This window comes from Streptomyces sp. BL1 (assembly GCF_057628045.1).
Map to the genome: position 1 here is coordinate 6,344,967 of NZ_JBXYWZ010000002.1, position 18,477 is coordinate 6,363,443.

Annotated in this window: 16 protein-coding genes; 10 read left to right on the top strand and 6 right to left on the bottom strand. The window is 72.5% G+C overall.

Going from position 1 to position 18,477, the window contains the following annotated elements:
- Nucleotides 1-29 precede the first annotated feature (29 nt).
- Nucleotides 30-1,400 (bottom strand): NAD(P)/FAD-dependent oxidoreductase, encoded by a 1,371-nt coding sequence (locus AC3AGO_RS27815; protein ID WP_487822979.1) that lies wholly within the window; start codon nt 1,398-1,400, stop codon nt 30-32.
- A 398-nt stretch (nt 1,401-1,798) separates the two neighbouring features.
- On the opposite strand from AC3AGO_RS27815, the gene AC3AGO_RS27820 reads away from it, so the two are divergent.
- From AC3AGO_RS27820 to AC3AGO_RS27840, 5 genes are all read left to right on the top strand, one after another.
- Nucleotides 1,799-2,689: an amidohydrolase family protein gene (locus AC3AGO_RS27820; protein ID WP_487822980.1), complete on the top strand. Its 891-nt coding sequence runs from the start codon at nt 1,799-1,801 to the stop codon at nt 2,687-2,689.
- A 188-nt stretch (nt 2,690-2,877) separates the two neighbouring features.
- Nucleotides 2,878-3,603: a GntR family transcriptional regulator gene (locus AC3AGO_RS27825; RefSeq protein ID WP_487822981.1), complete on the top strand. Its 726-nt coding sequence runs from the start codon at nt 2,878-2,880 to the stop codon at nt 3,601-3,603.
- A gap of 46 nt (nt 3,604-3,649) precedes the next feature.
- The gene (gene solA / locus AC3AGO_RS27830; protein WP_487822982.1) at nt 3,650-4,822 is read left to right on the top strand and encodes an N-methyl-L-tryptophan oxidase; all 1,173 of its coding nucleotides are present in this window, start codon (nt 3,650-3,652) and stop codon (nt 4,820-4,822) included.
- A gap of 503 nt (nt 4,823-5,325) precedes the next feature.
- On the top strand, nt 5,326-6,792 hold the full coding sequence (locus tag AC3AGO_RS27835) for a sodium:solute symporter family protein (protein WP_487822983.1): 1,467 nt from the start codon (nt 5,326-5,328) through the stop codon (nt 6,790-6,792).
- On the top strand, nt 6,789-8,027 hold the full coding sequence (locus AC3AGO_RS27840) for an NAD(P)/FAD-dependent oxidoreductase (RefSeq protein ID WP_487822984.1): 1,239 nt from the start codon (nt 6,789-6,791) through the stop codon (nt 8,025-8,027). The genes AC3AGO_RS27835 and AC3AGO_RS27840 overlap by 4 nt, the downstream gene beginning before the upstream one ends.
- A 49-nt stretch (nt 8,028-8,076) precedes the next feature.
- Here AC3AGO_RS27840 and AC3AGO_RS27845 read toward each other — a convergent pair whose 3' ends face one another.
- The 3 genes from AC3AGO_RS27845 to AC3AGO_RS27855 form a co-directional block, all read right to left on the bottom strand.
- On the bottom strand, nt 8,077-9,267 hold the full coding sequence (locus tag AC3AGO_RS27845) for an anhydro-N-acetylmuramic acid kinase (protein ID WP_487822985.1): 1,191 nt from the start codon (nt 9,265-9,267) through the stop codon (nt 8,077-8,079).
- A 46-nt stretch (nt 9,268-9,313) separates the two neighbouring features.
- Nucleotides 9,314-10,636: an MFS transporter gene (locus tag AC3AGO_RS27850; RefSeq protein WP_487822986.1), complete on the bottom strand. Its 1,323-nt coding sequence runs from the start codon at nt 10,634-10,636 to the stop codon at nt 9,314-9,316.
- 183 nt (nt 10,637-10,819) lie between these two features.
- On the bottom strand, nt 10,820-11,605 hold the full coding sequence (locus tag AC3AGO_RS27855; protein ID WP_487822987.1) for an HNH endonuclease family protein: 786 nt from the start codon (nt 11,603-11,605) through the stop codon (nt 10,820-10,822).
- Between the two features lie 254 nt (nt 11,606-11,859).
- Between AC3AGO_RS27855 and AC3AGO_RS27860 the strand changes: the two genes are divergently transcribed.
- The 5 genes from AC3AGO_RS27860 to AC3AGO_RS27880 all read left to right on the top strand — a co-directional run bounded on the left by AC3AGO_RS27860 (nt 11,860) and on the right by AC3AGO_RS27880 (nt 15,373).
- On the top strand, nt 11,860-12,363 hold the full coding sequence (locus AC3AGO_RS27860) for a hypothetical protein (protein ID WP_487822988.1): 504 nt from the start codon (nt 11,860-11,862) through the stop codon (nt 12,361-12,363).
- Nucleotides 12,364-12,379: 16 nt separating this feature from the next.
- Nucleotides 12,380-13,720 (top strand): hypothetical protein, encoded by a 1,341-nt coding sequence (locus tag AC3AGO_RS27865; protein ID WP_487822989.1) that lies wholly within the window; start codon nt 12,380-12,382, stop codon nt 13,718-13,720.
- 55 nt (nt 13,721-13,775) lie between these two features.
- Nucleotides 13,776-14,270 carry a hypothetical protein gene (locus AC3AGO_RS27870; RefSeq protein WP_487822990.1) on the top strand — a complete coding sequence of 165 codons (495 nt, stop codon included), beginning with the start codon at nt 13,776-13,778 and terminating at the stop codon, nt 14,268-14,270.
- 61 nt (nt 14,271-14,331) lie between these two features.
- Nucleotides 14,332-14,835, top strand: coding sequence for a hypothetical protein (locus tag AC3AGO_RS27875; protein WP_487822991.1), 504 nt, complete (start codon nt 14,332-14,334; stop codon nt 14,833-14,835).
- A 37-nt stretch (nt 14,836-14,872) separates the two neighbouring features.
- Nucleotides 14,873-15,373: a hypothetical protein gene (locus AC3AGO_RS27880; protein WP_487822992.1), complete on the top strand. Its 501-nt coding sequence runs from the start codon at nt 14,873-14,875 to the stop codon at nt 15,371-15,373.
- 87 nt (nt 15,374-15,460) lie between these two features.
- Here the strand turns inward: AC3AGO_RS27880 and AC3AGO_RS27885 are convergent, their stop codons facing one another.
- Together AC3AGO_RS27885 and AC3AGO_RS27890 are read right to left on the bottom strand one after the other, a co-directional pair.
- The gene (locus AC3AGO_RS27885; RefSeq protein WP_487824851.1) at nt 15,461-16,792 is read right to left on the bottom strand and encodes an SPFH domain-containing protein; all 1,332 of its coding nucleotides are present in this window, start codon (nt 16,790-16,792) and stop codon (nt 15,461-15,463) included.
- Between the two features lie 11 nt (nt 16,793-16,803).
- Nucleotides 16,804-18,453, bottom strand: a complete 1,650-nt coding sequence (locus tag AC3AGO_RS27890) for an SPFH domain-containing protein (protein ID WP_487822993.1) — start codon at nt 18,451-18,453, stop codon at nt 16,804-16,806.
- Nucleotides 18,454-18,477 lie beyond the last annotated feature (24 nt).

The following is an 18,477-nucleotide window of genomic DNA, read 5'->3' on the forward strand; positions in this document are numbered from 1 at the left end:
GGTCACCGGCGCCGTTCACCGCCCGCCGGTCACCGGCCCGAGATGCGGTCGGCGACGCGGGCGATGGGGGAGGTCGTGGTGCGGCGGGCCGCCTCGGCGCGGTCGGCGGCGCGGTACGCCGCGTACATGCCGTGCACGCCCAGCCAGCGGGCCGGTTCGGGCTCCCAGGCGCGGGTGCGGTGGCCCACCCAGGGCAGCCCCGTCAGCTCCGTGTCCCGGCCCAGCACGAGATCGCGCAACGTGCGCCCCGCGAGGTTCGTGGCCGCCACACCGTGCCCGACGTAGCCGCCGGCCCAGCCGAGTCCGGTCCCGGGGTCGAAGTCGACGGAGGCGCACCAGTCGCGGGGCACCGCCAGCACGCCCGACCAGGCGTGGTCGACGCGCACCCCGGCGGTCACCGGGAAGAACCCGGTGAGGATGTCCCGCAGCGCTTGCACCGTCCGGGCACTGGTGCGGCCTGAACGGTCGGTGCGGGAGCCGAACCGGTACGGAACTCCGCGTCCGCCGACCGCGATACGGCCGTCCGCCGTGCGCTGCCCGTACGTGTACGCGTGGGTGATGTCGCTCAGCAGCTCCTGGCCCTGCCAGCCGATGCTTTCCCACTGCTCCGCGGAGAGCGGCTCCGTCACGATCATCGAGGAGTTCATCGGCAGCCAGGTGCGGCGCTCGCCGTCCAGACTGCTGGTGAACCCCTCGGTGGCGCGCAGGATCCGGGGCGCGCGCACCGTGCCGAAGGGGGTGACGGCGCGGCCCGGCGCGATCGCGGTCACGGGCGTGGACTCCACGACGCGCACGCCGAGCGCCTCCACGGCGGCGGCCAGGCCGCGTACCAGCCGGGCGGGCTGGACGCGGGCGCAGTGCGGGTTGTGGATGGCGGCGAGGGCGCCGTCCAGCCGTACGCGTCCGGCGAGTTCGCCGGCGTCGAGCCATTTCTGGTCGTGCACGCCCCAGCGCGCGGCCGACTCGTACGCGGCGCGCAGCCGCGGGAGTTGGGCGGGACGGTGCGCGACAGTGAGGTAGCCGCTCTTGACGATGTCCGCGTCGACCGACTCCGCGGCGGCCACGGAGATCACCTCGTCGACGGTCTCCTCCATGGCCCGCTGCATGCGCAGCACGGCATCCCGGCCGCGTGCCCGCGCGTACGTGCCGGCGGAGCCCGCGATCTTGCTGCTGAGCCAGCCGGCGTTCCGCCCGGACGCGCCGAACCCCGCGAACTCCCGCTCCACGACGGCGATGTCGAGCGTCGGGTCGGCCTTCTTCAGGTAGTACGCGGTCCACAGCCCCGTGAAGCCGCCGCCGACGACGCACACGTCGCAGTCGAGGTCCCCGTCCAGGGGCGGGCGGCGCACGGGGAAGCCGGTCTGGCGGTACCAGAAGGAGACGTGTCCGTTCAACGGCATGGAGACCTCACTCGGCGACGCGGCGGCTGCCCTGAGCCGGAACGCTAAGCACCCCCCACCCGGCACACAAGACCACAGCCCCACCCCGGAGCGGCCTCGGCCCCGCGCCCCGACCCCGCCCCGAACGGCTCGCGCCCCCGGCGGCTCCCGCCCCCTGTCCGCCCGCCCCGCGGCCCCGGCGGCTGCCGCCCCCCGGCGGCCGCCCGTCTCGCGCAATCTGACTCCTCACCGGCCGGCTCGCCCGGCCCCGCCCCGAGGCCTAGCCCCGTCTCACCCCAGCCTCTTGCCCGGCGCCCCGCCCCACAGTCCCCTCCCCATCCCCACCGGGGGCTTTTCGCGCCGCGGGGAGCGTGCTGGGGTGGGGGTGTGGGGAAGGGCCAGGGAACGGAGGGCGGGGCGTGGAGCTGACCGACGAGGGGGTGCCGGCGTTCCGTGACGCGCTGGGCCTCGACGAACTCATCGATCTGCACGTGCACTTCATGCCCGACCGGGTCATGCGCAAGGTGTGGCAGTACTTCGACGCCGCCGAGGAACGGTTCGGCGTCGGCTGGCCCGTCCACTACCGGCTGCCCGACGAGGAACGCGTCCGACGGCTGCGGCAGTTGGGCGTCGGCCGTTTCACCGCCCTGTCGTACCCGCACAAGCCAGGCATGGCGACCTGGCTCAACGGCTGGGCGCGGGACTTCGCCGCCGCCACGGAGGGCTGCATCCCCTCGGGCACGTTCTTCCCCGAACCGGGCGCAGGCGACTACGTGGGGGAGGCGCTGCGCGACGGCGCGCGCGTCTTCAAGTCCCATGTGCAGGTGGGCGGTTACGACCCGAGGGACCCGCTGCTGGACCCGGTGTGGGGCATGCTCGAAGACGCGCGCGTGCCCGTCGTCTGCCACTGCGGCCACGGGCCCGAGCCCGGCCGGGTGACCGGCGCGGGCCCCATCGAGGACGTGCTGCGCCGGCATCCGGATCTCGTGCTGGTGATCGCCCACATGGGGATGCCGGACTACGCGGAGTTCCTGGAACTCGCCGACCGGTACCCGAACATCCTGCTGGACACGACGATGGTCTTCACCGACTACACGGAGCGCATCGCGCCCTTCCCGCCGGAGCTGCGCACCCAGCTCAAGGCCCTCGCGGACCGCATCGTCCTCGGCTCGGACTTCCCCAACATCCCCTACCCGTACGCCGATCAGCTCGCCGCGCTGGACCGGCTGGACCTGGGGGACGACTGGCTGCGCCAGGTCCTGCACGACAATGCGGCGCGCGTCCTGCGCGACTGCGGCGGCATGGCCTGACAGGCACGTACCCGGACGGAACCGCGCCCCGAAGGGGTGCGGGGAACCGCGCGGCGCCGGGCACAGCATGAGCCGCGGCCGCCCAACACCCGGGCGGGGCACACGAGTCGGCACACGCGGCCACTCGCGGAGCGCGAAGCGTGCCGCAGCTATTGACCGGTCAATTGGCGAATGGTTGGATCAAAGAAATGGCCGTACCCAAGTACCAGCGGATCCGGGCCGAGATCGAGGCGCGGATCCACACGGGCGAACTGCCGCCCGGCTCCCGGATCCCCACCGAGGCCGAGCTGCAGGAGCGGTACGGGGTCAGCCGCGCCACCGCGCAGCGCGCCCTGCACGAACTCGCCCGCGCCGGACTGGTGGTGCGCTACAGGCGACGGGGGACCTTCGTCGCCGACGGCGCCCGCCGGGAGAACCTGCTGCGGTTCACCGACATGCGGCAGACCGGTCCCGAGGTGCACGGGCCGCACACTGTCCGGTCGGCCCGGGTCGTCCCCGCGTCCGACGCCGGGGTCACCCTGCCCGGCATCGACCCCGGTACCCCCGTCAGCGAACTGCGCCGCACCAAGTACGACGAGCGGGGTGCGCCCCTCGCCGCCGAACTCACCGCCGTCCCCTTCGCACTGGCTCCCCGCCTGCTCGGCGAGGACCTCGAACAGCTCACTGTCCTGCACTACTTCCACCGCACCGGCGTCCCGGTCAGCACCTCCCGGATGTACGTGGAGCCGGACGTCCTCGACGAGGACACGGCCGCCCTGCTGGACACCCCGGCAGGCACCCCCGTGCTCCGGCTCCGGAGGCTGACCTGGCTCGCCGACGGACGACTCGCCGAAGCCATGTGGCACTTGATGCGCCCGGGCGTCACCGAGTTCTACGTCGAGCAGTCGGTGCTGGATCTGCCGGGCGGCCCCTGAGCGGCCGCCGCCCCCGGGTCCCCGCAACGGAAGGAACGGTCCCACCATGCCCGTTTCCGCACCCCGAGCAGCCGCGCCCGGAGGCCCGGCCCCGCGCGTCGCCGTCGTCGGCACCGGAGTCGTCGGCGCCATGACCGCCTGGCGGCTCGCCGCGCGCGGCGCCGACGTCCTCGCCTTCGACGCCTACGGCCCGGGACACGACCGCGGCGCCTCCGCCGGCGAGTCCCGCATCTTCCGCACCGCCTACAAGGAGGGTTCCGCCTACGTTCCGCTGCTCCGCCACGCGTACGCCCTGTGGCGCGACCTCGAACAGGACGCGGAACGCGACCTGTTGACCCTGTGCGGCGGCCTCACCCTCGGCCCCGAGGACCATCCCGACCTGCGCGCCGTACGCCGCAGTGCCGAGGAACACGGCCTGCCGCACGAGGTGCTGGACACCGCGGAGGCCCGCCGCCGCTACCCGCAGCACCGGCTGGACGACGGCGAGATCGCCGTCCTCGACCCGCAGGCCGGCGTGCTCCGCCCCGAACCCTCCGTACAGGCCGCGCTGCACCGCGCCGCGGCACACGGCGCCCGGCTGCTGCCGTACCACCCCGTCGCCGACCTCACGGAACGCGGCGACGGCTGGCGGATCACCGCCGAGGGCGGCCCGTACGACGTGGACCACGTCGTGCTCTGCCCCGGACCGTGGGCGCGCTCCTTCGCCCGCCTGGCCCAACTGCCCCTGGCGGCACGGCAGATCACCGCCTACTGGTTCGCGGCGCGCGACGTGCCGGCGCACAGTACGGACCGGCTGCCCGTGGCCGTCAGGCGGCACACCGACGCCGGGTTCTCCTGCTTCCCCGTCCTCGACGGCACCTCCGTGAAGATCGTCCCGCACCATCTCGGCTGGCCCGACCTCGCGGGACCGGACGCGCTGCCCCGTACCGCCGACGCCGGCTCCGCGCGGGCCGCGTCCGCGGCCGTCGACGCGCTGCTGCCGGGGCTGGTGCCACACCCGGTGCGGATCGGCGTCTTCGCGGAAGCCTTCACCTCCGACGAGCACGCCCTCGTCGGGCGGCTCCCCGGTGCCGCCAACGCGACACTCCTGGCGGGCTTTTCGGGCCACGGCTTCAAGCTCGCCCCCGCGTTCGGCGACTTGGTCGCCGAGCAGCTGACGGACGGCAAGCCGACGGGGCCCGACCTCGCCTTCCTGGCCCCGAGCCGCTTCAGCACCTGAGCCCAGAAGCGAAGTGGGCACCCCACCCCTCCCACCTCAACGGTTGCGTGATCCCACGCCGTTGTGTGCCCCTCACCGGGGCGCGTGCGGTGGGTGCGGGGTGCGTTCCCTGCGCGGGTGCGGTCCGGTGTGCCCACCCGTTCCGCCCCCAGGGCGGACCAGCTGCCCACACCGGGGCGGGGGCTGGCCCACCCCCTCCTCTCCCTCACCGTTTGCGTGGTCGCGGGTGGGGGTGGGGGCGCAGGGGGCGCCCCGGGGCACTACAGCGTGATTTTCGGGCCGTGCACAGCCAATGGCTCCCCAGCCCGTACGTGACGGGGAGCGCGGCCCGTAAATCATGCGCCCCGGGGTCCCCCGGAGCCACCGGCCCCACCCCCGCACACCGCAACACACCCCCAACACAACGCATCCCGCACAGCGCACAGCGACCACGCACACCGCAACTGCACCCCCCACACACCAACGAGCCCCACCCCCTTCCCCCTCCCGCGGAGTGTGACTCCATGCCTCACACGCCTCATCACTCCACCGCCCAGATCGCCGCCATCGTCGTCGCGGGCCTGCTGATCATCGCTGCCGGCGCCCTGCTCTCCGTCTACTTCGGGCGTCGCGCCAAGGACTCCACGGACTGGCTGTCCGCCAACGAGTCGCTGCCGCTGGTCGTCGTGGTCATCACGCAGTTCGCCACCGCGTCCGGCGGCGGTGTCCTCATCGCCCACGTCGGCATCGCGTACGCCTCGGGCTGGTCCGTCTTCGCGTACGAACTCTGCGTCGTCCTCGGCTTCTTCGGCCTCGCCTTCCTCGCGCGCTGGCTGCGCCGGCAGCGCTTCTCCACCGTTCCGGACGTCATCACGCGGCTCTTCGGGCACAACCGCACTGTCGTCGCTCTCGCCGGACTCTGCTCGCTCGTCGTCCCGTTCGGCTGGCTCGCGACCCAATTCGTGGCGTTCTCCCAGCTGTTCGGGCAGCTCACCGGCCTCTCGCCGGCGCTGCTCATCGCCGTCATCGCCGCCGCGTCCCTGCTCTTCGTGCTGCCCGGCGGGCTGACGTCCGTCGCCTGGACGGACTTCGTCTTCGGCATCTTCAAGATCGTGATGTCGCTCGTCGTGGCCGGCTACGCCGTGCACGCCGCCGGCGGCTGGAGCGGCATCACCGGACACGTCCCCGAACGGCTCTGGCAGCCGAGCGGCATCTTCGCCGCCGGCAGCGCGCAACTGTGGCTGTGGCTCGCCGCGATCCTCCCCGGCACCCTCACCAACCAGCTCTACTACCAGCGCATCTTCGCCACGGCGAAGCTCTCCGACGCACGCCGCGGCATCGTCCTCAGCGGGCTCACCGTCCTCGTCGGCGGCGTCTACGCGGCGGCCATCGGCCTCTCCGTACGCGCCCGGCATCCCGGACTCGACAACCCCGAGGACGCGGCGGGCTGGCTCATCACGCAGCTTCCGCCGCTGCTGCTCGTCACGTACGGCGCGTTCCTCGTCGCCACCATCGTCTCCACGTCCGGCAGCGCCCTGCAGTCCGTCGTCACCAACGTCGTCCGCGACCTCTACCGCAACGTCGCCGGGGGCCGCGCCGCCGACCGGAGACTCGTCAGCCTGTCCCGGCTGTGCACCGTCGCCGTGACCGTCGTCGCCGCCGCGCTGGCCATCGCCTTCCCCAGCGCGCTCACCTGGCTCGTCGCCACCTACGCCTACTCGGCGGCGGCCCTCGCCGCACCCGTTTTCCTCGGCTACGCGCTGCGCCGCCGCTTCCGGCTCACCCCGCGCGCAGCCCTCGCCACCATGCTCGCCGGGCTCGTCGGCTGCGGCACGGCCCAACTCGCCGGCACCACCGTGCCGTACGCCGTCTACGGAATCGCCGCCTCGGTGCTGGTACTGCTGGTGTGCGCCGCCACTGCCGGGCCCCGGCCCACCGCAGCCCCCACCGGGGACGACCACCCCGCACTGGAACGGAGCACCTCCGCATGACCGCCACCACCCGCCCCGCAGGCCGCCGCCCCGCCGCCGGCCGCCCGTCCGTCGCCGTGATCGGAGGCGGCGTCCTCGGCGCCGCCACAGCCCGCTCGCTCGCCGCCGACGGCGCGCAAGTCACCCTGTACGAGCGGTCCGCGCCCGCCGCCGGCACCACCGGTACGACGTTCGCCTGGGTCAACTCCCATGCCAAGAACCCGTTCCGCTACCACGCGCTCAACACCGCCGGCGTCGCCGAACACCACGAGCTGGCCCGCACGGAGGGGCCCACGCCCCGCTGGTTCTTCCCCGGCGGCAACCTCGAATGGGCCGCCGACGCCGACGGCACCGCCCGACTGGCGTCAGCGCTCCAGGAGTTGACGGACCGCGGCTACCCGTGGCGGTGGATCACCCCCGACGAGGCCGTGCGGCAGGTGCCCGACCTGCGGGTGCCCGACGGCGTCCGGGACATCGCGCTCTTCCCCGACGAGGGGTACGTCCTGCCGCACCTGCTGCTCGCGCGACTGTGGGGCGAGGCCCGCGACCACGGCGCCGAACTCCGGTGCCCCGCCGAGGTGGTGGGCCTCGACGCCGGGCCCGGAGGCGTACGGCTGCGGCTCGCCGACGGCACGACGGACCGCGCCGACCGCGTGGTGACGGCGACCGGACGCTGGACCGCGGACACCACGTCCCTCACCGGGACGCCCGTACCGATGGCCGCCGCCGACACGGCCGGCTCCGCGACCGTCGGCCTCCTCGGCCACACCACACCCGCCGCGGCACGGCTGCGCTCCGTACTGACCACGCCCCGGCTGAACGTCCGCCCGGACGGCGGCGGCCGCCTCGTCCTCCAGGGCCTCGACCTCGACGTGCACGCCGACCCCGCCGCTCCGCCGGCGCCGGACGGACCCCTCGCCGCGGAGCTCCTGGCCCGCCTCGGGGACCTCCTCCACGGGGCGGAGGGAGTCCGCGTGGACTCGATGAGGGTCGGTCAACGCTCCATGCCGGCTGACGGATTGACGGTGGCGGGCTTCCTCCGCACCGGGGAACCCGGCCTGCGGGGACGGGTCTACACCGTGGCCACCCACAGCGGCATCACCCTCGCACCCCTGGTGGGCCGCCTCGCCGCGAGGGAGATCCTGTACGGGGAACGGGACGCGCTGCTGGAGGGCTTCGCCCCTGACCGGCTCACCGACGCCGACGCGGCCGCCTTCACCCCGCCGGAACGCCCACGCTTCGCGGGCCAGCAGTAGGTAGCGGTGGCGAGGGGGTTGGTGCGTCGAAATGCTCGTTGAACGAGCGTTACGACGCACCACCCCCATGAACGTGACTGATGTGCAGCTGTGCCGGGGGTCTTGCGTCGTCCTGCGGAGGCAGACGCAGACCGTCGCGTCCCGGCGTGAGGGCCCCCAGTACGGAAGCATGCCCGGCACCCGTGCACGAGGGGACCGTCCCGGGCAGGCCGTGGGCCGTCAGCCAGCCGAGGACGGCGAACGCGTACGACTCCTTGGCCGCCGAGGGCAGACCGAGCGCGTCCGACGTGTGCAGGGGCAGGTCCGCGCCCAACTCGGCGCGCAGCACGGCCATCAGGGCCGGGTTGCGGATGCCGCCGCCGGAGGCGACGACCTCCGTCGCGGCGAGCCCGCGTACGGCGTCCGCGACGGTGACGGCGGTGAGCTTCGTGACCGTCGCGACGACGTCCTCCACGGGCAGCCGGAAACCGTCGAGTGCCGCCCGCAGATAGGGCAGATGGAAGAGTTCCTTGCCGGTCGTCTTGGGCGCGGGCCGCGCGTAGTACGGCTCGTCCAGCAGGGCCCGGAGCAGCGGTTCGTGCACCGTTCCGCGCGTCGCGAGGGCGCCGTCCCTGTCGTAGTGGAGGCGGCCGTCGGTGAGCCAGGTGACGGCCGCGTCGAGCAGCGCGTTGGCGGGGCCCGTGTCGAAGGCGAGGGGCGAGTCGTCGCGTACGGCCGTCACGTTGGCGATGCCCCCGAGGTTGAGGGCGACGGGTGTGCCGGGGCGGCCGCGCAGCCACAGCAGGTCGACGATGCTGACCAGTGGCGCGCCCTGGCCGCCCGCCGCCACGTCGCGGGTGCGCAGGCCCGACACCACGGGCAGCCCGGTGGCCTCGGCGATCCACGCCGGCTCGCCGAGCTGGAGCGTGCCGTGCACCTGCCCGTCCTCGACCCAGTGGTAGACCGTCTGGCCGTGGGAGACCGCCAAGTCGGCACGCCCGTCGCACAGTTCACGGTCGGCGCGGGCCGCGGCGCGCGCGAAGGCCTGCCCGATGCGCGTGTCCAGCCGGCACACGTCGTGCAGGGTCGTGGCGGCCGGGGGCAGTGCGTCGGCCAGCGTCGTGCGCAGGTCTTCGTCGTACTGCTCGGTCAGCATGCCCAGCGGGGAGAGGGTCAGCGTGTCGCCGTCGCGTACGAGGTCGGCCGCCGCGGCGTCGATGCCGTCGTAGGAGGTGCCCGACATCAGGCCGATCACGCGCAACAGCCGTTCCCTTCCCGTCACTTCAGCTCGCCGGCCCGCGCCGGTGTCAGTCGCGCAGTGCCCGGCGGTGGTCGTCGCCGCGCAGCGACAGCAGCGCCAGAGCGCTGAGTGCGCAGGCCACGGCCGCATAGTACGCGGGGATGTCGGTGTTGCCCGTACGGTTCACGGCCTCCGTGATGAGGAGTCCCGCGCAGCCGGAGAACACCGCGTTGGACAGCGCGTACGCGAGGCCGAGGCCTGTGTAGCGCACCGTCGTCGGGAACATCTCCGCGAGCATCGCGGGGCCCGGGCCCGCCATCAGGCCGACCACTACTCCGGCGGTGAACACCGCGCCCCCCTGCGCGGCCCGCGAAGCGTCCGGATCCTGCAGCAGGTTGAGGAGCGGCAGGGACAGCACCGCCACCAGTACGGCCCCCGTCAGCATCACCGCTCGCCGTCCGATCCGGTCGCTCAGCCAGCCGGCGGGCAGGATCACGGCCGCGAACCCGGCGTTCGCGAGCGCCGTCGCGATCAGCGCCTGCTGGAACGTGGCGTCCAGCGTGGACTGCAGATACGACGGCATGACGACGAGGAACGTGTAGCCCGCCGCCGACCAGCCCATGATCCGTCCGGCGCCCAGCACGATCGCCCGCAGGGTCTCGCCCCGGGACGGCACTGTGACCGCCTCCGGCTCCGGCGCGTCGGGTTCCGCGGCCTCACGCCCCTGCGTACGGGCGAAGTTGGGGGTCTCGTCGAGCTTGAGCCGCACCCACAGGGCGACCAGTCCGAGCGGCAGCGTCAGCAGGAACGGCAGCCGCCATCCCCAGCCGTTCAGCGTGCCCTCGTCGAGGACTGTCGCCAGCACAGCCGCGACCCCGGCGCCGGCCAGCAGCCCCAGCCCCACCGTGAACGACTGCCAGGCTCCGTACAGTCCGCGCTTCCCCGTCGGCGCGAACTCCGTCATCACCGCCACGGCTCCGCCGAACTCCCCGCCGGCGGACAGCCCTTGAATCACGCGCAGCGCGGTCAGCAGCCACGGTGCGGCCGCACCGGCCGTCGCGTACGTGGGCAGTGCCCCGATCAGCGTGGTGGCGGCCGTCATCATCAGCAGCACCAGGATCAGGGTCGGCCGGCGGCCGATCCGGTCGCCGAGCCGGCCGAACAGGGCCGCGCCGACGGGCCGGAAGAAGAACGCGAGCGCGAACGCGGCATACGTCTTGACGAGCCCCTCCACCTCGCTGCCGCCGTCCGGGGTGAAGAAGTTCGCGGCGAGGACGGTGGCGAAGTAGCCGTAGACGCCGAACTCGTACCACTCGATGAAGTTGCCCACCGAGCCGGCCACCAGGGCCCGGCGCGGGGGAGCGCCGGCCCGCGTGTGCGTACTGGTCACAGGAAGCCTCCGGAAGCGGAACGAGCCGTGTCGGATGTCCCTTGCCCCGCGAAGGGCCCGACGACGCGCCCCCAGGGGCGCGGGGAACTGCGCGCCGATAAGGGGCGCGGGGAACTGCGCGAACGGCCAGAACGCGAACCGCACCCGCCAATCCGACTCCGGGGGGGGGCGGCGACGGCGCGCTCAGCGCCCCCCGCACTGCGCAAGCATCATCCGCTTGTCCGCGCCGGTGACCGGCAATTCGTACTTGACGGCGACCTGCGCGAACCGCGTCACGTACGCGCAGCGGATCCGCTTGCTCGGCGGCAGCCACGACGCGGGTCCGGAGTCGCGCTTGGCGTTGTTGGCCGGGCCGTCGACGGGCAGCAGATTGAGCGGGTCGTTGGCGAGCTGCTTCCGCCGGTCCTCGGGCCAGCGCGCCGACCCCAACTGCCAGCTGTACGACAGCGGGATCACATGGTCGATCTGCACCGCCGTGGCCTGCTGCTTGCGCCAGTCCAGCGTGCGGCCCGTGTACGGGTCGTCCAGCGTCATCTCCGTGACGACGCAGTCGGAGCCCGAGCGGTACGAGAGGTCCTTGCCGTCCCGCTTCAGCAGGTCGTTCCGCGTGTCGCAGCCGTTCCGGGCCAGTGGCACCCCGTCGGCGGTGTCCATCCAGGCGTAGCCGAACGCGTCCCGCTCGTAACCGGTCTTCGGCCCGCGGCCCTTGACCGCCACCGTGCCGATCAGCTTCCTGGCCTTCGCCTTGTCCTGCGCGGAGGTGACGGCCCCCAGTCCCGGCTTCGTACCGTCCGGATTGCCGAGCGGGCCCGTACCGGTCCCGGACCCCGCCGAAGGGGCGGGCGGATCCGACTGCTTGGCGTCGCCGAGCGGGCCGCCGCCCTCGCAGCCCGCGAGGAGCGTTCCGGTCAGGACCGCGGCCAGGCCGCCGATGAGGGCGCGCCGCGCCCGTACCCCAGTGCTGATCACCGCCGCAGCCTACCCGTGCACCCCCGTTCGGAGGCTGTTCGTCCGATTTGTGGGCGGGATCCGGCCACCTGCCGTACGAACGGGCCCCGCGAGCGCGTACGGTGTGGGCCGATGGGTCTGTACACATCAACGTCGGCCGGTTGTGCACGCCGACGAAAGCGCAGATCAGATCGCGGTAAGGTGCCTTCCGGGCACCAGCTCGGCACCGTGTCCGGCGCCGAGGACGGGGAAGTGCCAACGGGAGGGAACCGGCCATGAGTTCCGGCGAATTCGCGGATCCGCAGATGAACCTGGCCCAGGCCGACGGCGGCGGCGGACCGGGCGGCGGCGGTGCCGGCGGCCAGGGGAACCTCGCGAGCTCCGCGGGCGACAAGAAGCGCGCCGCGTCGTTCATGGAGAAGCACCTTCTGCCCGACACCCAGGCCGCGGGCCGGATGGCGGACGGCGGCGGTTCGGTGCGGCCTCCGCTCGTGGGCCCCACGGCCCCCGGCGTGACGGCGCCCGGAGCGGGTGTGCTGAAGCCGGACACCGGTCTGGAAAAGCTCTCCGGCTGGGCCACGGAGGCGGGCCTGTCCGAGGCGATGCCCGTGTGGCAGGGCCAGGTGGGCCGGCTCATGGGCAAGCTGCAGGGCGAGTTGAAGGCCCTGCGCGGCACGAACACCCTCTTCCAGGGCCAGGACCTCACCACCGGCTCGCAGTTCGGCCCGACGGGGCCGGGACAGCCGCCGCTGTACCCCAGCCGCCTCAACCGCATGTGATTCCGGGGGACTTGACGTGCCACTGAGCTACCAGAACGTGCTGACCGCTGATCTGTCGTCGCTGTCGGACGTCTCCAAGGCCTGGAAGACCATGGGCGAGCGCTTCGGTGAGCTGAAGGGCGACTACACGACGCACGTACCGCGCGCGCTGGACAACGGGAACTGGCAGGGTCTGGCCTTCGGCGCGCACCAGAACACCTCCCAGGCGACCGCCTACGAGTACGAGGCGGCGAAGAAGGAGGCGCTGGCCGTCGCGCAGATCCTGCGCGAGGGGCACACCGAGCTGACGCGGCTGCAGAAAGAGGTCAAGGACCTCGTCGCCGACGCGGAGGAGAAGGACTACAAGGTCGACGACGCCGGCAGGGCGAAGTACGTCGGCTTCGACAAGCTCTCCGAGGACGAGAAGCAGGCCGCCCGCCACGACCCCGGCTACGCGGAGGCCACCGCGGAGGCCGAGCGGCAGTGGACCAGCAAGATCGCCAAAGCGGTGCGGGCGGTCGACGAGGCCGACCAGAGCGTGAAGCGTGCGCTGTCCCGCGCGGTGGCCGACGTCTCACTGGACGGCAGCGGCTTCGGCGGCTTCAACGCGCACGCCGAGGGCGACCTGGCCAAGGCCGGAGTCCCCGACTCCCAGGTCAAGACGCAGACCGACGGCTGGAAGCGCGAGGGCGACGCCAAGGCCAACGGCCCCGACGTCGGCGCCTCCGCCACCGGCCTCGGCTACGGCAAGCAGGGCATGCTCAAGGCCTACGCCGACCTCGGCCACGCGACGGCACAGGGCTCGATGACCAACGGATCGATGAAACTGTCGGGGATCGCCGATGCCTACGCGGGTGCGCGCGGCACCGCGAGTGCCGGCATGACCGACGAGGGCATCTCCGGCAACGCCGAAGTGTCCGCGGGCGGACGGGCCATGGCCGAGGGGCGCGCCGGCACCGACGTCGCCTCTGCTTACGGGCGGGCGACCGGATTCGCCGGTGGTGAGGCCGGGCTCAACGCGGGGATCGGTGCCGACGGGTTCCACTCCGGCGCCGAGGCGTTCGCCGGAGCGAAAGGCAGCGTCACCGGCGGTGCGGAGGCCGGCGGGATCGGCGCCGGAGTGACGGCCGAGGGCTGGGCCGGCGCGGGCGCGGAGGCCGACTTCACCTTCGGGAAGAAAGAGGACGGCAAGTTCCATATCGGCGCCAAGGGAGGCGTGGCCCCCGGCCTTGGCGGTGCCATCGGCATGGAGTTCACCATCGACCCGGGCAAGGTGGCCGACACCGCGGGCGACGCGGCCGACGCGGTGGGCGATGTGGCGGGCGGTATCGGAGACGCCGCCGGGTCGGCCAAGGACGCGGTCGTCGGCCTGTTCTGACGTACTGTGCTGACGCGCTGATTCAAGCTGCCACGTGACGAGAGGAGGGGCCGGGATGCCCACGACATTGCCGGTGCCCATCGAATTCCGGTTGCCGGAAGGCTGGCGTCCGGCGCCTCCCGAGGAAGTGGGTGCTCCAGGTGTGGCCTTCGTCGCACTGCACCCTCAGCCGGAGGCCGGGTTCACCGCCAACATCACCATCGACGGCGAAAGCCGGCCGCACGCCACCACGCTGGCCGATATCGCCGACGAATCGGTGGACCGTATGCGCGAGGTCGCCGAGTCGGTGGCGGTCGCCGGCCGCAACGAGGTCGGTTCCGCCGAAGCGCCCGGCCTGACGCAGGAGTTGACCTTCTCTTCCGGCGCCGGCGGTGAGCACCGGGACCTCGTCCAGTCCCAGGTGTATCTCTCCATGCCGGACGCCGACCCCGGCAGCCGCGCGGTGATCCGGCTGTCCCTGACCGCGACCACGGCCCAACATGACACCGTTCTGGTGGATTTCCGGGAATTCGTACGCACTGTCCGCCCGGAGGGCGAGGCGGCCTCCTGACACGTCCCAGTGCGGCGGGAGGACGTGTTCCGACGACCAGACACTCGATTAGGTTGATCCGATGGGCTTCTTCGACAGATTCAACGGCACGAAACGACCCGGCAGGGATGTCCCGGCGCAGCCTCGCGCGGATCTGCAGGCCACGCTGCTGGGCCTGAACGGGCCGGACGTGCCCTATCTCGTACGCGACGGCGCGCCGGAAGGCGTCGATCTCGTCGCGGAGTGGCGGCTCGAGGAACCGGCGTGGCAGGGCGTCTTCGCCAGCTCCCAGTTGGGCCGCGCCCTGGAGATCCGGATGCGATTCGTTCCGGAGAGCCACGAGGTCCGGGTCGTCGAGGAGCAGTGGGAGATCGGCTGGACCGGGGGCAAGCCGATGTCGAAGAGGTACAGCCGCGGGCCGGCGAAGACGTTCTCCCGGGAATGGTCGATCGGCCGCGGGAAGGGCGGCGGGCTCGAAGTGACCGAGACGTTCCGCTTCGACAGCTCGGAGATGAAGGACCCCCTGCAGAACGCGGTTCTCAAGGCCGGATGGACCTGGCGCGGAGTGGTGGCCGGCAAGCTCTGAGCCGACGCGGGGAGCTGGAGACAAGCGAGCGGATTCCATGGGCATCTTCGACAAACTGACCGGCACCAAGCGGCCCGGGAGCGACGTTCCGGCGCAGTCCGTGGCGGATCTGCGGGCCGCGCTGCTCGGGCTGAACGGGCCGGACGTGCCGTACGTCGTACGGGACGGTGCGCCGGAAGGCGTCGATCTGGTGGCCGAGTGGCGGCTCATGGAGCCGGCCTGGCAGTCCTTCTTCGCCCGTTCGCAGCTGAGCCGCCGGATCCGGATCCGGATGCGGTTCCTGCCGAAGGAGCACGTGGTCCGCGCGCTCGACGAACAGTGGAAGGTCGACTGGGTCGAGGGCGTACCGGTGTCGAAGGAGTACGGACGCGGCCCGGTGAACCAGAAGTCCGTGCGGTGGACCGTCGGGCGCGGGAAAGAAGGCGGCTTCGAGGTGGAGGAGACCTTCCGCTTCGACAGCGCCGAGCTGAAGGACCCGCTGCGGGACGCGGTCCTCACGGCGGGCTGGACCTGGCGCGGAGTCGTCAGCAAGCTCTGAGCCGTCGCCAAACGCTGAAACGCGTCGGCAGACGCCGAAACGCGGGCCGTACGGGCGGGGTCGCCCCCGCCCGTACGGCCCGCGGCGTCATGCCTGCGCGTCGGCGTTGCCGTTGACCAGCCGCTCCGCGGCGCGCCGCGCCTGCTCGCCGTCCATGGAGACCGCGCCGGAGCCGCCGGACGTGATGCCCGGCAGGAGTTGCGCGGCCAGCAGGGTGGAGAGCGCGGAGGTGTCGCTGCCGCCCGGTCCGCCGTCGGTACGGACGACGACCGGCTGCGGGGCCTTGCCCGCGAGCGCCGCGCCGACGTCCAGCCGCTTGCGGGCCAGTTCGTACTGCAGCACCGCACGGTTGTCGCGGTACGCCTGCGCCAGCGCACGCTGCGCGCGGGCCTCGTTCTCCGCGGAGATCAGCCCACTGCGGCCGCGGGTCTCGATCTCGAACCGCACCCGCTGCGCCTGCGTCTCCTGCCGCTCCAGCAGCTGGGCGACGTCCTCACGGGCCTTGTTGAGCGCGGCCTTCACCTCGACGATGCGGGCGTCCCGCACCTTCTTCGCCCGCTCGATGTCCATCGTCAGACCGTCGATGCGGCGCTTGCGCGTGAGGCCCCACTCCTGCTCGTACGCGGTGCGCTCCTTCGCGACCCGCTCCTGCGTCGCCAGGTGCTGCTGGTACTGCGCGGGCAGTTGCACATCGGGGATGTTGGAGCCGGTGACGCGCACCCCGTACCGTTCGAGCTGACGGTTCAGCAGGTCCTGCATGTCGGCCACGTCCGAGCCGCGCAGGTCGTACGCGCGCTCCGTCTGCACGAGGCGGCCCCGCTGCCGGATGGCGTCCTGCACGGCGCTGGACAGCACCAGGTCGAAGTTGCCCGCGCCGATGGTCCGTACGAACTGGACCGCGTCCGTGATGCGGAACTTGAGGAAGAACTCGATGGAGCGCAGCGGCACGCTCTCCCGCGTCGGGCAGGCCACCACCGGCGCCGAGTACGGGTTCTCGGTGGCGACGTCCACCACGAAGTCCACCCGGGACCAGGGGTGCCACAGGTAGTGCCGGCCCGGGTCGAGGGTGCGGGAGATCGCCCCGTAGTGGGTGAGGATCCCGACCGTGCCCTGCTCGATCTCGATGATGGACGACCGCCACCACCACAGCGCGCCGACCGCCAGCAGCACGATCCCGGCGCACCAGGCGACCACCGCCAACGTGCCCTGTACGGCGGCCGTCAGACCGTCGTCGGGCCCGGCGTTCAGCAGCACGCCGCACAGCAGCGCGAACACGCCGAGCCACAGCGGCAGCATCCACCAGACCCTGCGCCGGTGCTTGGGGATGATGACCGGGACGAGCTTCCCGGACTCGCCGGCCCGCAGCAGCTGGGCCACGTCGCTCCAGGGCGCGACCTTCTCCGAGATGACCGACCTCATACGGGTGCTGCTCACTGACCGGCCTCCTCGTTCTCGTCGTCCTCACCGCGGGCGCCGCCGGGCACACCGCCGGCCTCCGCGTTCTCCGCCGTGTCCCGCGTGGCGGGAACGGTCGGCCGCTCCGCCTCCAGCAGGGCGCTGATCTGCGGCTCGCGCTCGGCGATCCGCGCCGACACCTCCGGCAGCCGGTCCCGTACCGCCGCCATGTCCGCCTCGCTGAACAGCTCCGTGCCGTGCTCGCCCACCAACTCGCGGGCCAGCGCCAGGAAGTCGACGCCGGCGGCGCCGTTCTCGCCGGAGCCGCCGATCCGCACCAGCCGCGGCAGATGGTCGGCGACCTGCTCCAGGGTGTCCAGCACCTGCTGCTGGTACCGGTATTCGAGGATCTCCGGCGCCTCGGCCGCCGTCACCGCGCGGATGTCCAGCGACTGCGCCTCCAGCAGTGCCGCGTTGGCGTTCGCCTCCGACTCGGCCTGTACGTACCGCTGCCGGGCCAGCGCCTCCGCGCGGTTCGTCTCCCGCTCGACGGCGGTGTCCATCTGCGCCTGGTACTGCGCGATGTCCGCCTGGATCGCGGAGAGTTCCTCGTGCTGGGACGCGAGCTCCTTCGTCAGGTCGCCCTCGTCCTGCTCCTTGCGCAGCTGCAGCGCGTACTCGTGGGTGTACGCCTCCTTCGCGACCCGCACCATCTCCGGGGCCGCCAGGTCCATCCGGTAGCTGCGGTCGGACGGTTCGGCGTGCGTGATGTTGGCGTTGGTCAGCTCGACCGCCGGGCGGAACTGGCTGTTGAGCTGTTCCAGCAGCCGGCTCGTGTCCTCACCGACCATGTCGTAGATCGCGGCGGCCTGCTGCTCGTAGATGAGGCTGCGGATCGTCTCGCTCACCGCGTTGTTCAGCTTCTCCTGGAAGCCGCGCACCGCGCCCAGCGTGTACACGAACTCGACCGGGTCACTGATCCGGAACTGGATGAACAGATCGATGGACGCCTTCACGCCGCCCTTCGTCGGGGCTTCCCGCACGGGCGCGTTGAAGGGGTACTCGCGGGTGGTGTTGACGATGTACGAGACCCGCTTCCACGGGTTGAGCAGGATCACCCGGCCGGGGCCGACGACCTGCTCCAGCTTCCCGAAGCGTGTGATCAGCGCCTGGCAGCCGTCCGGCACCATCACCATGCCCTGCCGCCACCACACGAAGGCCACCGCCAGCACGGACAACACCCAGTAGTGCACGCCGAACAGCGGATTGGTGACCACGTCGCTGCCCGTCGCGCCCACGACGGACCCGCCGATCGCGCCGATGACCAGCAGCGACAGCACGGGCAGCATTCGGACGAACGAGCGGCCCTTCGGGATCACCATCGGGCAGATGGCGTGCACCATCTGCCCGTCCTCCCGCCGCTGGTCGCTGCGGTTGAGCTCCTCGCCGGCCTCGTCCAGGGGGACGGTCTGTTCCGCCATGAACGTGTCGATGCTGCCGCCCTGTTCACGGGCCGCGGGAAAGTCGGAGGGGTCCATTCCCTCGTCCTCCGGCTGCTGCCGTCCCGCGTCCCTGCCGGTGCGCCGCCGGAGTTCCTCCTCCGCGGCGGCCCGCGGATCGGCTCCTTCCGCGACGTCCCGTGCGGCCGTCCTCGCGGCCTGCTTCGCCTTTTCGGCCCGCGCCACGATTCCCCCTTCGTGTCTGTCGGT